Source organism: Streptosporangium sp. DT93, from assembly GCF_049844535.1.
Lineage (GTDB): Bacteria > Actinomycetota > Actinomycetes > Streptosporangiales > Streptosporangiaceae > Streptosporangium.
On record NZ_JBNCLF010000006.1, the window covers coordinates 343,511 to 357,835 of the forward strand.

Consider the following 14,325-nt stretch of genomic DNA (forward strand, 5'->3'; position numbering starts at 1 on the left):
CATGGACCGCGACGACGTCACCTGGCACGGCTACTGGCCGGCCGCGCCCACCCCTTTCACCAGCGAAGGCGCGCTGGACGAGGACGCCTGGCGCGCGCTGCTCCGGCTCTACGCCGCCCAGGGCGTGCACGGGGTCCTGGTCAACGGCAGCACCGGTGAGTGGTTCAGCCAGAGCGCGGACGAACGCCGCCGGGTCGCCGAGATCGCGGTGTCCGAGCTCTCCGGCAGGGTCCCGGTGATCGTCGGTGTCACGGCCTACACCCCCGCGGAGGCCATCGGGTTCGCCAGGCACGCCGCCGAGGCGGGCGCGGACGGCGTGCTCGCCACGCCCCCGCCGTACGCGCACCCGGGGCCCGAGGACATCCTCGCCTTCTACCGGCAGGTCAGCTCCGCGACGGAACTGCCGTTCATGGTCTACAACTGGCCGCGCGGGGTGGCCGTCGACATCTCCGCCCACCCCGGGCTGATGTCCGCGCTGGCCGGCCTGGACAACGTGGTGGCCATCAAGGACAGCACCGGTGACTGGCTGCGGATGCTCGCCACCGTGGAGGAGGTCGCCGGCCGGGTCCGGGTGTTCGGCAGTTTCCTGCACCGGCGGGGCCTCGCCGTGCTGCTGGAGCTGGGCGGGGACGGGAACATCGACGGCGGTGGCATGGGCGCCCCGTTCGCCGTCCCCTACTATGAGGCGGTCGCGGCGGGGGACCGCGAGGCGGCGCGCGGCTGGGCCGACCGGTACGCGGGCCTGTCCACCCGGCTGATCAACCCCGACTACAGCGGCGTGTACGGCACGCCCATCGCCCAGCTCAAGGCCGCCATGGGGATGCTCGGCCAGCCGGGCGGGCACGTCCGGCCGCCGCTCCTGCCGATCACGGACCCGGCCAGGCTCGACGCCATCGGCGCCGTGCTGAAGGAGTCCGGCCTGGCAGGCGCCCTCACCGGCGACGACGCGGGCACCGTCCCGGGGCGGGCAGGGCGATGACGAGGGATCGCACCCCCGCCGACCGGCACGCCGGACCGGGCCGGCCCCCCCAGACGGAGATCGTCGTCGACGGCGATCCCGTACGGGCCGTCGACGGCGTCAGCCTCGCCGCGGTCCTCGTCGGCGAGCGGCGGTGGGGCCTGCGACGCAACCCGGTGGGCGGTGACCCGCGCGGCCCGTTCTGCGGGATGGGCGTGTGTTTCGAGTGCGAGGTGACCGTGGACGGCCGCCCGTGGGTCCGCGCCTGCATCACCAAGATCTACGCCGGAATGCGGGTCGAGACGACCGCGGGAGGAGAGGCGCCGCATGAACGCTGAGCGCGGAACGACCGGGTACGGCGAGGTCGTCGAACGGGACGTCGTGATCGTCGGCGGCGGTCCCGCCGGCCTCACCGCCGCGGCCCGGCTCGCCTCCGCCGGGCTGACCGTGACGATCCTCGACGAGCAGCCGGAGCTGGGCGGGCAGTACTACCGGCGGCCCGCGCCCGCGGTGGCCGGGCACTGGGGCGACCACCGGCCCGAGGGCGGCCGGCTGATCGCCCGGGTGCGCGCGGCCGGCGTCGAGTGCCGTACCGGTCACCTGGTCTGGGGGGTGGACGACGACGGGCGCACGCTGCTCGCCTCCGACGCCGCCGACCACCCGGTACGGTTGCGCGCCCGCCACCTCGTGCTGGCGACCGGCGCCTTCGAGCGGGTCTTCCCCTTCCCCGGCTGGCAGCTCCCCGGGGTGACCACCCCGGGTTTCGCCCAGCACCTGGCCGCGAGCGACCACACCACCGTCGGGGACCGGGTCGTCCTGGCCGGTTCCGGACCGTTCCTGCTGCCGGTCGCCTGCTCGCTGATCGAACTCGGCGTGAGCGTGGCGGGCATCGCCGAGGCGGGCAGGCCCTACCGGCCGAGCCCGCGGGCGCTGGGCACGCTCGGCCACCCCGCGCGACTGCGCGAGCTGGCCTCCTACGCCGCGCGGCTGGCCCGTGCCCGGGTGCCGATCTGGCAGGAGACCGTCGTGCTCCGCGCCGACGGCCGCGACCGGGTCTCCTCGGTGACCCTCGCCGCCGCGGCCAGGCCCGCGCACCCGGTCCGCACCGTCGAGGTGGACGCGCTCTGCGTCGGCTACGGCTTCCGCCCCCAGACCGACCTGGCCCGCATGCTGGGCTGCGAGGTACGGGTCGACGCGGCGAGCGGGGACGCGGTGCCGGTGACCGACGCGGCGGGGCGCGCCTCCCGGGCCGGCGTGTACGTGGTCGGCGAGGCCGCGGGAATCGGCGGGGTGCACGCGGCGAAGGCCCGGGGACTCGCCGCCGCGCACGACATCCTGGCCCGTGAGGGCCGCGCGACCGTAGCGGCGTCCGAGACCCGGCGAGTGGCGTCGGCCAGGCGCCGCCTGGAACGTTTCATCGCGCTGACCGACTCCCTCTACCCCGGCCCGCAGGCGCTGCTCACCACCCTGGCGCCCGCACTGCCCGCCGACACCGTGGTCTGCCGCTGCGAGTCGGTCCGCGCGCTGGAGATCCGCGCCGTCGCCCAGGGGAGCGCCGACGGCGACCTCAACGCGACCAAGGCCTGGACCCGCGCGGGAATGGGCCCCTGCCAGGGCCGGGAGTGCGGATTCGCGGTCGCGGGACTGGTCCGCTCCGTCACGTCCCACCGGGGCGCGGACGACGGCGGGTCCCGGGTGGAGATCTTCCCCTCCCGGCTGCCGGTGCGCCCCGTCCCCCTCGCCACGCTGCTGGAACTGGCCGGACCGGAATCGCAGAAAGGCGACGCATGAGCACGCGGACCGCGGACGCGGTGATCGTGGGAGCCGGGGTGCTCGGCGCCGCGGTGGCCAGCCACCTGGCCCGCAGCGGCCACCGGGTGCTCGTCCTCGAACGCGGGGCCCCCGGCAGGGAGGGCTCCGGCACCACCGCCGGCAACCTGCACATGCAGGCCGTCCACACCAGGCGCCCCGGCCAGATCGTCCCGCTGGACAGCGCGCGGTTCCTGCCGCTGCAGCGCGCCGCGAGCGACCGCTGGGAGACGCTGGAGGAGGAGCTGGAGACCTCGGTGGAACTGCGCCGCACCGGCGGCTTCACCGTCGCCGAGACCGAGGAGCAGTGCCGGGAACTGCGCGACAAGCACGGCTGGGAGGCCGCCGCCGGGATCCGCACCGAGATCCTCGACGGAGACGCCGCGCGGACCGCGCTGCCCCTGCTCGGCCCGACGGTGGCCGCCGCCACCTGGTGCGACCTGGACGGCTACGCCAACCCGCTGAAGGTCACCCCCGCCTACCTGGACTCGGCGGCCAGGCACGGCGGCCGGACCGTGGCGTTCGCGCCGGTCCGGCGGATCACCCGCACCGGCGACGGCTGGCGGGTGGCCGCCGGGCACGGCGCCACCGAGCTGGTGGTGGACACCCCCGTGGTGGTCGACGTCGCGGGACCCTGGCTGGCGGAGATCGCGGCCCTGGCCGGGATCGCGCTGCGGATGACCCCGGTGGCGATCCAGATGCACGCCACCGTGCGCTCCCCGGCCACCATGTCCCACCTGGTCCAGCACATCGGCGAGGGACTGTCGGTGAAGCAGGTCACCGCGGGCAACCTGCTGATCGGCGGCGGCTGGCCGGCCCTGGGCATGGACCTGGACGGCCGCAGCCCCACCAGCCTGGGCAGCCTGGTGGGCAACGTCGCGCTGGCGGTCCGGATCCTGCCGTTCATCCGGGACCTGCGGCTGCTGCGGATGTGGGCCGGGCCGCTCGCGGCCACGCCCGACGAGATGCCGGTGATCGGCGAGGTGCCCGGCGCCCCCGGGTTCTACGTGGCCGGAGGCACCTACGCCTTCAGTTTCGCCCCGCTGTGGGGGGAGACGCTGCGCTGCCTGATCGAGGGAAAACCGCCGCCGGTCGACGTCTCCGACCTCGGCCCGGACCGGCTGATGGGGCGGTGGGACCAGGAACACCACGGACCGGAGCAGGAAGACCACCAGGACAGAAGGAGCAAGCGGTGCTGACATCACCCCGGCTGCGGCCCACGCCGGAGCCCGAGACCCTCTGGCTGACCGGTGGGCACGTCGTGGACGTCCGAGCGGGACGGATCCGCGAGAACGTCAACGTGCTCGTCGCGGCCGGCCGCATCGAGAGGATCACGGCGGACGCCCCGCCCCCGGGAGCACGGACCGTCGAGCTGGGCGGCAGGTACCTGATGCCCGGCCTGATCTCGGTGCACACCCACCTGTCGGTGCTCTACCCCTTCTCCGCCACCGACGAGTCGGAGAGTCCCGGGCTGACCGCGCTGCGCGCGCTGTCGCGGGCACAGGACGCCCTCGTCGCGGGAGTCACCACGATCCGCTGCGTGCACGAGCAGAACCGCGCCGACCTGCTGGTGCGCACCGCCGCGGACCAGGGCTGGGTGGCCGCGCCGCGGATCGTCGGAGCGGGCCGGGCCATCTCCACCACCGGCGGCCACGGCAAGGGCGCCGACTGCTCCTACGCCGACGGGCACGACGGCTTCCTGCACGCGGCCCGGCAGGAACTGGACGCGGGCGCCGACCTGATCAAGATCTTCATCACCGGTGGCATCGCCCACCAGGGCGAGTCGTTCACCGGCGCGCAGATGACCGCCGAGGAGATGCGGGCCGTGGTCCGCGCCGCCGAGGAGCACGGCAGTTACGTGACCGCGCACGCCGGCGCCGCCTCGGCGATCCGCGAGGCGCTCGCCGCCGGAGTCCGCGGCTACGAGCACGCCTACGAGCTGGACGACGACACGGCCAGGCTGATGGCCGACCGGCGGGTGTTCCTCACCCCGACCCTGTGCGTCACCCGCTGCCCCGACTGGATGGCCGAGCACGACTTCACGCCCTGGCAGATCGAGCGGGCGGCGGAGGTCGGCCCCGGCCACCTGGCCAGCATCCGGCGGGCGGTCGCGGCCGGCATCGCCGACCCGGACGACCCCGGCGCGCCCGGCATCACCATGCTCGCCGGCACCGACTACCCGCCGGGCGAGCCCATCGAGGACACCGTCGTGGCGGTCCGCGAGATGGAGTTCCTCACCGACGCGGGCCTCAGCCCCCTCCAGGCGGTGCGGGCCGGCACGTCCGAGGCCGCGCGCCTGGTCGGGCTGGCCGGCCAGGCCGGCGCCGTCGAGGAGGGCTACCTCGCCGACCTCGTCGTCACCGAGCGCGACCCGCTGAGCGACGTCTCGGCGCTGCGCCGCATCCCCTTCGTCATGCAGGCCGGCCGGATCGTCCGCGACGACCTGCCGGTCGTCCCCGCCCCGCAGCAGATCCCTGGAGGCTCCCTGTGAACTCCCCCGGCACCCCGGCCGGCCGTACCCGCTTCGCCGTGGACATCGGCGGCACGTTCGTCGACGCGATCGCCTACGACGAGGAGACCGGGGAGATCCGGCTGCACAAGGCCTCGACCACCCCCGGTGCCCCCGAGCAGGGCGTCCTGGACGCCGTGGGAGGCCTCGCCACCCGGCTTGACGGGGTGGAGGCGTTCGTCCACGGCACCACGCTCGGCCTGAACGCGATCCTGCAGCGCCGCGGCGCGGAGCTGGGCATCATCACCAACGAGGGCTTCAGGGACCTGCTGGAGATCGCCCGGGCCAACGTCCCCGGCCAGTACATGTACGACTTCTCCTACGCCCCGCCGCCGCCCCTGGTGCCGCGCCGCCGGCGGATCGGCGTCCCGTGCCGGATCGACGCGCAGGGCGACGTGGTGCAGGAGCTGGACGAGGACGCCGTGCGCGAGGCCGGCCGGGTCCTGGTCGAGGAGCAGGGACTGGCCTCGCTGGCCATCTGCTTCCTGCACTCCTACGCCAACCCCGAGCACGAGCGGCGGGCCGCGCGCATCCTGCGCGAGCTCTACCCGGACGTGTCGATCTCGGTCTCCACCGACATCACCCGCGAGTACCGCGAGTACGAGCGGACCAGCACCGTCACCCTGGACGCCTACATCCGGCCGGTGCTGAGCGACTACATCGGCACCCTGGAGGCCAGGCTGACCGAGGCCGGGCTCACCCACCCGCTGCACATCATGCGCTCGGGCGGCGGCGCGATGACCGCGGAACTGGCCCGCCGCGCCCCGCTGATGACCGTGCTGTCCGGCCCGGCGGGGGGAGTGGTGGGCGCCTCCTTCCTGGCCCGCGAGCAGCGGCTGCCCAAGCTGATCTCCTTCGACGTCGGCGGCACCAGCGTGGACTGCTGCGTCATCGAGGACGGCGAGCCGGGCGAGGTGCACGAGGCCGGCATCGACGGCTTCCCGCTGCTCATCCCGATCTTCGACATCCGTACCGTGGGCGCGGGCGGCGGCTCGATCGCCTGGATCGACGAGGGACTGCTCAAGGTCGGCCCGCACAGCGCGGGCGCCGTGCCGGGGCCGGTGGCCTACGGCGCGGGCGGCACCGAGCCGACCCTCACCGACGCCGCGCTGGTGCTCGGCTACCTGGACCCCGCCGCGTTCCTCGGCGGCGACATGGCCATCGACGCGGAGGCGGCCCGCGCCGCGATCGAGGCCAGACTCGCCGTTCCCCTCGGGGTGGGCGTGGACCAGGCCGCGGCGAGCGTCTTCCGGGTGCTGCTGGCCCGGATGGTCGGCGCGCTGCGCGAGATCACCGTGGAGCGGGCGCTGGACCCGCGCGAGTTCGCGCTGCTGGCCATCGGCGGCGCCGGGCCGCTGCTCGGCCCGATGCTCGCCAGGGAGATGGGCATCGCCACCACGATCGTCCCGCAGGTGCCCGCCGCGTTCTCCGCCTTCGGCATGCTGATGTCCGACCTGGAGTACGAGTTCGCCGCCACCGTGCTGCGCTCCCTCGGTGACGACAGCCTGGCCGCCCTGGAGAGCGAGTTCACCGACCTGGAGGCACAGGGCGACGAGGTGCTGTCCGCGCAGGGCATCAAGCCCGAGGACCGCACCCTGATCCGCAGGCTGGACATCCGCTACCACGGCCAGGAGCACAGCCTCGGCATCGACCTGCGCCCCGGCGACACCGCCGCGGACGTGCTGGCCCGGTTCAACGCCCAGCACGAGGCGCGCTACGGCCACGCGATGGCCGACACCGGGCAGATCCTCACCCTGCGGGTGCGGGCGGTGGGACGGCTGGCCAAGCCGGCGCTGCGCGAGCCCGAGCCCGCAGGGCCCGGAGGGCCCGAGGCCGTCGGCGAGCGGCCCGCCTTCGACGTCGCCGGCGGCGGGACCGCCGTGTTCACGGTCTACGACCGGACCACCCTGGCGCCCGGCCACGAGGTGAGCGGCCCGGCGATCGTCGAGGAGGGCACCTCGACGACGGTGATCTTCGGTGATCAGCGGCTCACCGTCGACACCTACGGACAGCTGCTGGTGACCGGTACCGGAGGAACACCGTGAACGACCCTGTGAACAGTCCCGAGCCCCTGGACGGCGCAACCGTCGAGGTGATCCGCAACTACCTGGTCTCGGTGGGCGAGCAGATGCGCCGCACCCTGGTGCGGGCGGCCTTCAACCCGGTGATCTACGAGGTGCTCGACTTCGGCATCTCGATCTACAACGCCGACCTGGAGCTGACCGCCGAGGCCGCGGGGATCACCTCGTTCCTCGGGGCCAACGACCACGCCATCGTCAAGGGCGTGGAGTACGTCGGCCGGGAGAACGTCGCCCCCGGCGACGTCTACCTGCTGAACTACCCGTACTGGAGCGGCGCGCACTCCTACGACGCGATGCTCTTCGCGCCGGTCTTCCGCGACGGGCACGAGGGCCCCGCGGCCTTCCTCGCGGTGCGCGCGCACTGGATGGACCTCGGCGCCAAGTCCCCGGGATACGTCCTGGACTCCACCGACATGCACCAGGAAGGCCTCATCTTCCCCGGCACCAAGATCGTGAGCCGCGGGGAGGTGGTCCGCGACATCGTCGAGCTCATCCGGTTCAACTCCCGGCTGCCCGACCTGACCATCGGCGACTTCCACGCCCAGCTCGCCGCCCTGCGCACCGGCGAGAACCGGCTGGCGCAGGTCTGGGAGAAGTTCGGCGGCGAGACCGTCGACCAGGCAATCAAGCAGATCATCGAGCACGGCGAGCGGGTCGCCCGCAAGGCCATGGCCGCGCTGCCCAACGGCACCTGGACGGCCTTCGACTACTGCGACGACGACGGCATCACCGACGACCTGATCCGGATGGAGGTCAAGGTCACCATCGACGGCGACCGGATGGAGGTCGACTTCAACGGCTCCGACGGCGCGGTGGTCGGCCCGGTCAACCTGCCGATCGGCTCCACCGAGAGCCTGGGCAAGGCCATCTTCAAGGAACTGACCACGCCCAGGGAGCCCTCCAACGCCGGCCACTACCGGGCACTGGAGGTCAAGGCCGACCCCGGCAACTTCTTCCACGCCGTCTACCCGGTCGCGACCTTCACCCAGTGGAGCGCCATCGTCGCCTTCGAGCTGATCCACAAGGCCCTGGCCCAGGTGATGGACTCGATCCCGGCCTCCTCCGGCGGTGACGAGCCCGGCTTCATGGCGCTCGGCCGCGACCCGCGCACCGGCGCGGACTTCGTGATCAGCAACAACGAGGGCATCGGCTGGGGCGCGCTCAAGGACCGCGACGGCGCGAACGCCCAGCAGCACCCCTCCCAGAGCGTCGTCCGCAACACCCCCGTCGAGGTGCTGGAGCACAAGTCCACCGTGTTCCACGAGCGGCTGGAGCTGATCCCCGACTCCGGCGGCGCCGGCCGGTTCCGCGGTGGCGTCGGCGTGCTGCGGCAGGTCCGCTACCTCGCCGACGGCGAGGTGCTGTCGATGAAGAAGAAGAGCAAGACCCGGCCCTGGGCGCTGGACGGCGGCCAGGAACCCGAGCCCAGCGAGATGGTGCTGTGGCCGGGCACCGACGAGGCCAAGCGGGTCGGCATGTACCGGGCCGACATGAAGGCCGGTGACCGGTTCGTGAACCGGACCGCCGGGGGCGGCGGCTACGGCGACCCCCTCGACCGCGACCCGGCCGCCGTGGTGGCCGACGTGCTCAACGGCTACGTCAGCGCCGAGGCCGCGGAGCGGTCCTACGGCGTGATCGTGGACGACGACGGCTGGCGGCCCACGCCGGCCAGGGCCGCCCGACTCAAGAGCGAAGGATAGACGACATGCACCGACCCCCCGCCACCCCGGTGGCACGTGCCCGCAGGGGAACGCCGGCCCTGACCTCCGTACTGCTCGTCGGCGCGCTGGCCCTCGCGGCCTGCGGCCAGGGCGGCTCGGGCGGTGCCGGGGCCTCCGGCGGCTCCGGCGCCCGCACGCAGACACTGATCATCGCGGAGAACGAGCCGCCGGCCACCTTCGACCCGGTCCAGGCCGACAACTCGACCGTCGACGAGGTGTCCGTCCCCGCCTACGACACCCTGGTCGAGTACGCCAAGGGCGGCGTGCTCGCCCCCTCCGTGGCGACCGAGTGGAAATTCTCCAAGGACGGCACGACCCTCGACCTGACGCTCCGCGACGACGTGACCTTCCACGACGGCACCAAGCTGACCGCCGCCGACGTGAAGTACACGATGGACCGGATCGCCAAGCTGCAGATGGGCGTCGCGTCGCTGCTGACCGCCTACGACTCCGCGGAGGTCGTCGACGACACCCACCTGAAGGTCGTCCTGAAGCAGCCCTACGCGCCGTTCCTGGGCGCGCTGTCGCGGGTCTACCTGCTCAACTCCAAGCTCGTCCAGGCCAACGCCGACTCCGACGACGGCCGCCGGTGGCTGGCGTCCAACGACGCCGGGTCCGGGCCGTACAAGCTGGCCGGGTACACCCCCAACCAGGAGGCCAAGTTCACCCGGCACGACGCCTACTGGGGCGGCTTCACCAAGCAGGCCAAGGACGTGGTGATCCGCTACCTGCCGCAGGCGGCGACCCAGAAGACGGCGCTGAGCAACGGTGACGTGGACATCGCGATGGACATCGCCCCCAACGACTGGGCCGGTCTCGAGAGCGCCGGCCACGTCGTGAACAAGGCCGACACCAACGTGCAGCTCTACACCTTCTTCAAGATGAAGGACGCGCCGACGGCCGACAAGGCGCTGCGCGAGGCCCTCACCTACGCCTACGACTACGACCAGCACCAGTCGGCCATCCTCAAGGGCGCGGGCAAGAAGGCCGCCGGAGTGCTGGCGGGCACCATGGCCTGCGCCGACCCGACGGTCGCGCAGGCGGGCCACGACCTCCAGAAGGCCAAGGGCATCCTGGACGCCGCCGGCCTGAAGAACGTCACGCTGACGATGAGCTACCTCAAGGCCACCGCCGAGATGGAGCAGGCGGCCACGCTGCTCCAGTCCGACCTCGCCAAGATCGGTGTGAAGGTCGACCTGTCGGCGGTCACCTACCCGCAGTACGTCGAGATGCTCAAGAGCAACGAGACCACGCCCGACCTCGGAATGATCTACGGCTTCCCGCCCTACCCGGACCCGGACTCCGTGCTGCACCTGCAGTTCAACTCGACGTTCATCAACAACGGGCAGAACAGCGGCGGCTACGACAACCCGAAGGTCGACAAGCTGGTCGAGGACGCCCAGAGGCTGACCGATGAGGACGCCCGCTGCGCCCTCTACAAGGAGGCCCAGCAGACCATCGCGGCCGACCACCCCTCGATCAACATGTCCAACCCGCAGTACGTGACGGTCCACCGCAAGGGGATCACCGGCTACGCCTACGACCCCGCCCACCACCAGACCGTGGACGTCTACCAGGTGCAGGTCGGCTGACCCGCCGGACCCGGCGCGGAGCCTCCGCGCCGGGCCCGCCCATCATCGGAGATCACCACTGAGGGGAGGTACCCCATGGCTCGTTTCCTGCTCCGGCGGCTCGTGACCAGCGTCGTCGTCCTGGCGGGCCTGGCCGTCGTCACCTTTCTGATGACCCAGGTCCTGCCCGGCGACCCGGCCAGGACCGCCGCGGGGCGTAACGCCACCGCCGAACAGGTGGCACGGGCGCGGATCGAGCTCGGCCTCGACCGGCCCCTGTGGGAGCAGTTCACGGGGTACCTGGACCGGCTGCTCCACGGCGACCTGGGCGTCTCGGTGTTCACCCAGCGCCCGGTGCTCGACGACATCTCGGCCATGCTGCCCTCCTCGGTGGAACTCGTGCTCGCCGCCATGGCGATCAACATCGTGGTGGCGGTGCCGCTGGGCGTGTACGCCGCCTACCGCCGGGGCGGGCCGTCCGACGTCGCGGCCCGGCTCGTCGCCCTGCTGGGCGCGGCGGTCCCGGTCTTCTGGCTGGGCCTCATGCTCCAGCTCGTCTTCGCCGCGCAGCTCAGGCTGCTGCCGCTGACCGGCCAGCTCGCCTTCGGCCAGGACGTGCCGAGGATCACCGGGATGACCTCGCTGGACGCGCTGCTCGGCGGGAACCCGGCCGCCTTCGGCGACGCCCTGCTCCACCTGGTGCTTCCCGCGCTCACGCTGGCCGCCTCGTTCGTCGCGGTGGTGGCCCGCACGGTGCGCTCCTCGATGATCACCACGCTGGACTCCGACTACATCACGCTGGCCCGCGCGACCGGCGCCTCGGAGCTCCGCGTGGTGGTACGGCACGGCCTGCGCAACGCCATGGTCCCGGCCAGCACGATCCTCGGCATGCAACTCGGCTGGATGCTCGGCTCCACGGTCCTGGTGGAATCCATCTTCGGCAGGACGGGCATCGGCGCCCACGCCGTCGCCGCCGTCCTGCAGAACGACCTCTACACCGTGATCGGCACGGTTCTCGTGATCGGAGTGGTCTTCGTGGTGGCGAACATCGCCGTGGATCTGGTCCAGCTCTGGCTCAACCCACGGCTGCGCGGGACGAGGCGGCCCACGGGCGAGCCGGCCGTGCCCGCCCTCGCGCAGGTGAAGCCGTGAGCGCCGGCGCCAAGGAGGTCACCGGCGCGCGCCGCCGCGTCCTGCCCCGCGTCCCGGTCGTCGAGCGCGCCGCGGTGACGGTGGCCGTGGCGATGGTGCTCCTGGCCGCCGTCGGGCCGCTGATCGCGCCGCACGACCCCTACGCGGTCGACCTGTCCAGGTCCCTCCTGGCGCCCTCGGGCGACCACTGGTTCGGCACCGACGTCAGCGGCCGCGACGTGCTCAGCCGGGTGCTGTTCGGCGCGCGGATCACCCTGCCCGCCACGATGATCGTGATCGTCGCCGCGGCGCTGATCGGGACCGTGGTCGGCACGGTCGCGGCGCTCGGCGGGAAGGTCGTCGACGAGGTGCTGATGCGGATCACCGACATCGGCCTCTCGCTCCCGTCGATCATCCTGGCCCTCGGCCTGGCCGCCGCGCTCGGCTCCGGGCTGCGGTCCGCGGTGATCGCCCTCTCGCTCACCTGGTGGCCCGGCTACGCGCGGCTGGTGCGCACGCTGGTCCGCGACGTCAAGGACGCCGAGTACGTCGACGCCGCCAGGATGCTCGGGGTCTCCCGGACCCGTCTCGTCTTCCGGCACATCCTGCCCAACGCGCTGAACACCCTGTACGTGCAGACCACGCTGGACGTCGCCGCGGTGATGCTGGTCATCTCCGGCCTGTCCTTCGTCGGCGTCGGCGCGCAGGTGCCGTCCCCCGAATGGGGGGCGATGATCGCCGCGGCGGCCGGCGACCTCACCGGCGGCTGGTGGGCGGTGGCCTTCCCCGGCCTGGCCATCATGCTGACCGCGATCTCCTTCAACCTGGTGGGTGACTGGTTGCGGGTGCGCAACGACCCGACGATCCGCGAGGGGGCCGGCCGATGACGGACACACCACTGCTCGCCGTACGAGATCTGCGGGTGAGTTTTCCCGGGCCCGGGGGGCCGGTCGAGGTCGTGCACGGCGTCGACCTGGAACTGGCCCGCGGCGCGAAGGTCGCGCTGGTCGGTGAGTCCGGGTCCGGCAAGTCGGTCACCGCGCGAGCCGTGCTGCGGCTGGACGCCGACGCCACGCTGACCGGGCGGATCGAGCTGGACGGCACCGACCTGCTGACGCTGCCGCCGCGCCGGATGCGCGAGGTCCGGGGCTCGCGGGCCGGCCTGGTCTTCCAGGACCCGCTGGCCTCGCTCAACCCGGTGATGACGATCGGCTGGCAGATCACCCAGCCGCTGATCATCCGGGGGGTGTCCAGGAAGGTCGCCAGGCGGCGCGGTGTCGAGGTGCTCTCCCGGCTGGGGGTGCGCGACGCCGGGCGGCGCTTCGACGACTACCCCCACCAGTTCTCCGGCGGGATGCGGCAGCGGGTGGTGATCGCCATCGCGATCATCGCGGAACCCGCGCTGCTCATCGCCGACGAGCCGACCACCGCACTCGACGTGCGGGTCCAGGCACAGGTGCTGCGGCTGCTGCACGAGCTGGCCGACGAGCGGGACATGGCGGTCCTGCTGATCACCCACGACCTGGGCATCGTGGCCGGCTTCGCCGAACGGGTGGTGGTGATGCGCCACGGCCTGGCGGTGGAGAGCGGCCCGGTCGAGGACATCTACGCGGCGCCCCGGCACCCCTACACCAGGGCGCTGCTCGCGGCCGTGCCCCGGATCGGGGGAGACCTGTCCAGGCCGCTGGCCACCGTCGGCCCCGCGGTGGAGACGGCCGAGGAGGGAACGGTGGGACCGTCGTGAGCGAGCCCCTGCTGCGGGTGCGGAACCTGGTCAAGACGTTCGGGGGCGGGCGGGTGCTGGACGACGTCTCCTTCGACGTGATGCCGGGCGAGGTGCTCGGCCTGGTCGGGGAGTCGGGCTCCGGCAAGTCCACCACCGCGCGCTGCGTGACGCGGCTGACCGAACCCGACTCCGGCCGGGTGGAGCTCGGCGGGCGCGACGTACTGGCGGCCGGACGCCGGGACCTGCGCTCCCTCCGCCGCGAGATGCAGATGGTGTTCCAGGACCCGTACTCGTCGCTGAACCCCCGGATGACCGTGGCCGAGCTGCTGGAGGAGCCGCTCGCCGTGCACGGCCTCGAACCGGACCGGCGCCGGCGCAGGGAGCGCGCGGCGGCCCTGCTGGAGACGGTGAGCATGTCCGCCGAGCACCTGGACCGCCACCCCCGGTCGTTCTCGGGCGGCCAGCGCCAGCGCATCGCCATCGCCAGGGCCCTGGCGGTCGAGCCCCGGCTGCTCATCTGCGACGAGCCGATCTCCTCCCTGGACGTCTCGGTCCAGGCCCAGGTGCTCAACCTGCTCCGGGACCTGCGGCTGCGGCTGAACCTGTCGATCCTGTTCATCGCGCACGACCTGGCGGTCGTCTACTACCTCTGCGACCGGATCGCGGTCATGGAGCAGGGACGGATCGCCGAGATCGGCACCCGGGAGCAGGTGTACGGGGCGCCGGAGCACCCCTACACCCGGTCGCTGCTGGCGGCCGTCCCGATCCCCGACCCCGCCGCCGAGCGTGCCCGCCGCGCGGCCGAACCCCCGTACTGAA

The 14,325-nt window shown here is 73.0% G+C and carries 12 protein-coding genes; all 12 read left to right on the top strand.

Annotated elements, in window-relative coordinates:
* Window position 1: 1 nt before the first annotated feature.
* The 12 genes from ACLQ2R_RS16280 (at window position 2) to ACLQ2R_RS16335 (ending at window position 14,324) form a co-directional block, all read left to right on the top strand.
* A complete protein-coding gene (locus ACLQ2R_RS16280; RefSeq protein WP_425960344.1) occupies window positions 2–979 on the top strand; it encodes a dihydrodipicolinate synthase family protein in 978 nt (325 codons plus the stop codon).
* Window positions 976–1,296, top strand: a complete 321-nt coding sequence (locus ACLQ2R_RS16285; protein ID WP_425960346.1) for a (2Fe-2S)-binding protein — start codon at window positions 976–978, stop codon at window positions 1,294–1,296. The genes ACLQ2R_RS16280 and ACLQ2R_RS16285 overlap by 4 nt, the downstream gene beginning before the upstream one ends.
* Window positions 1,286–2,749, top strand: coding sequence for an FAD-dependent oxidoreductase (locus tag ACLQ2R_RS16290; protein ID WP_425960348.1), 1,464 nt, complete (start codon window positions 1,286–1,288; stop codon window positions 2,747–2,749). The genes ACLQ2R_RS16285 and ACLQ2R_RS16290 overlap by 11 nt, the downstream gene beginning before the upstream one ends.
* Window positions 2,746–3,966, top strand: a complete 1,221-nt coding sequence (locus ACLQ2R_RS16295) for an NAD(P)/FAD-dependent oxidoreductase (RefSeq protein WP_425960350.1) — start codon at window positions 2,746–2,748, stop codon at window positions 3,964–3,966. Before ACLQ2R_RS16290 ends, ACLQ2R_RS16295 begins: the two co-directional genes overlap by 4 nt.
* Window positions 3,960–5,258, top strand: coding sequence for an amidohydrolase family protein (locus tag ACLQ2R_RS16300; protein ID WP_425960352.1), 1,299 nt, complete (start codon window positions 3,960–3,962; stop codon window positions 5,256–5,258). Before ACLQ2R_RS16295 ends, ACLQ2R_RS16300 begins: the two co-directional genes overlap by 7 nt.
* On the top strand, window positions 5,255–7,321 hold the full coding sequence (locus ACLQ2R_RS16305; RefSeq protein WP_425960354.1) for a hydantoinase/oxoprolinase family protein: 2,067 nt from the start codon (window positions 5,255–5,257) through the stop codon (window positions 7,319–7,321). Before ACLQ2R_RS16300 ends, ACLQ2R_RS16305 begins: the two co-directional genes overlap by 4 nt.
* Window positions 7,318–9,057 (top strand): hydantoinase B/oxoprolinase family protein, encoded by a 1,740-nt coding sequence (locus ACLQ2R_RS16310; protein WP_425960355.1) that lies wholly within the window; start codon window positions 7,318–7,320, stop codon window positions 9,055–9,057. The genes ACLQ2R_RS16305 and ACLQ2R_RS16310 overlap by 4 nt, the downstream gene beginning before the upstream one ends.
* 5 nt (window positions 9,058–9,062) lie before the next feature.
* Window positions 9,063–10,670 (top strand): ABC transporter substrate-binding protein, encoded by a 1,608-nt coding sequence (locus ACLQ2R_RS16315; RefSeq protein ID WP_425960357.1) that lies wholly within the window; start codon window positions 9,063–9,065, stop codon window positions 10,668–10,670.
* A gap of 75 nt (window positions 10,671–10,745) precedes the next feature.
* On the top strand, window positions 10,746–11,801 hold the full coding sequence (locus ACLQ2R_RS16320) for an ABC transporter permease (RefSeq protein WP_425960359.1): 1,056 nt from the start codon (window positions 10,746–10,748) through the stop codon (window positions 11,799–11,801).
* Complete coding sequence (locus ACLQ2R_RS16325) at window positions 11,798–12,667, top strand: ABC transporter permease (protein WP_425960361.1); 870 nt, start codon at window positions 11,798–11,800, stop codon at window positions 12,665–12,667. The genes ACLQ2R_RS16320 and ACLQ2R_RS16325 overlap by 4 nt, the downstream gene beginning before the upstream one ends.
* Window positions 12,664–13,524 carry an ATP-binding cassette domain-containing protein gene (locus tag ACLQ2R_RS16330; RefSeq protein ID WP_425960363.1) on the top strand — a complete coding sequence of 287 codons (861 nt, stop codon included), beginning with the start codon at window positions 12,664–12,666 and terminating at the stop codon, window positions 13,522–13,524. The genes ACLQ2R_RS16325 and ACLQ2R_RS16330 overlap by 4 nt, the downstream gene beginning before the upstream one ends.
* A complete protein-coding gene (locus ACLQ2R_RS16335; RefSeq protein ID WP_425960365.1) occupies window positions 13,521–14,324 on the top strand; it encodes an ATP-binding cassette domain-containing protein in 804 nt (267 codons plus the stop codon). Before ACLQ2R_RS16330 ends, ACLQ2R_RS16335 begins: the two co-directional genes overlap by 4 nt.
* Window position 14,325 lies beyond the last annotated feature (1 nt).

Bases quoted from the DNA above. Each gene is read 5' to 3' on its own strand.
- ACLQ2R_RS16295 (WP_425960350.1), top strand. From the start codon at position 2,746: ATGAGCACGCGGACCGCGGACGCGGTGATCGTGGGAGCCGGGGTGCTC.
- ACLQ2R_RS16330 (WP_425960363.1), top strand. From the start codon at position 12,664: ATGACGGACACACCACTGCTCGCCGTACGAGATCTGCGGGTGAGTTTT.
- ACLQ2R_RS16285 (WP_425960346.1), top strand. From the start codon at position 976: ATGACGAGGGATCGCACCCCCGCCGACCGGCACGCCGGACCGGGCCGG.
- ACLQ2R_RS16315 (WP_425960357.1), top strand. From the start codon at position 9,063: ATGCACCGACCCCCCGCCACCCCGGTGGCACGTGCCCGCAGGGGAACG.
- ACLQ2R_RS16280 (WP_425960344.1), top strand. From the start codon at position 2: ATGGACCGCGACGACGTCACCTGGCACGGCTACTGGCCGGCCGCGCCC.
- ACLQ2R_RS16320 (WP_425960359.1), top strand. From the start codon at position 10,746: ATGGCTCGTTTCCTGCTCCGGCGGCTCGTGACCAGCGTCGTCGTCCTG.
- ACLQ2R_RS16290 (WP_425960348.1), top strand. From the start codon at position 1,286: ATGAACGCTGAGCGCGGAACGACCGGGTACGGCGAGGTCGTCGAACGG.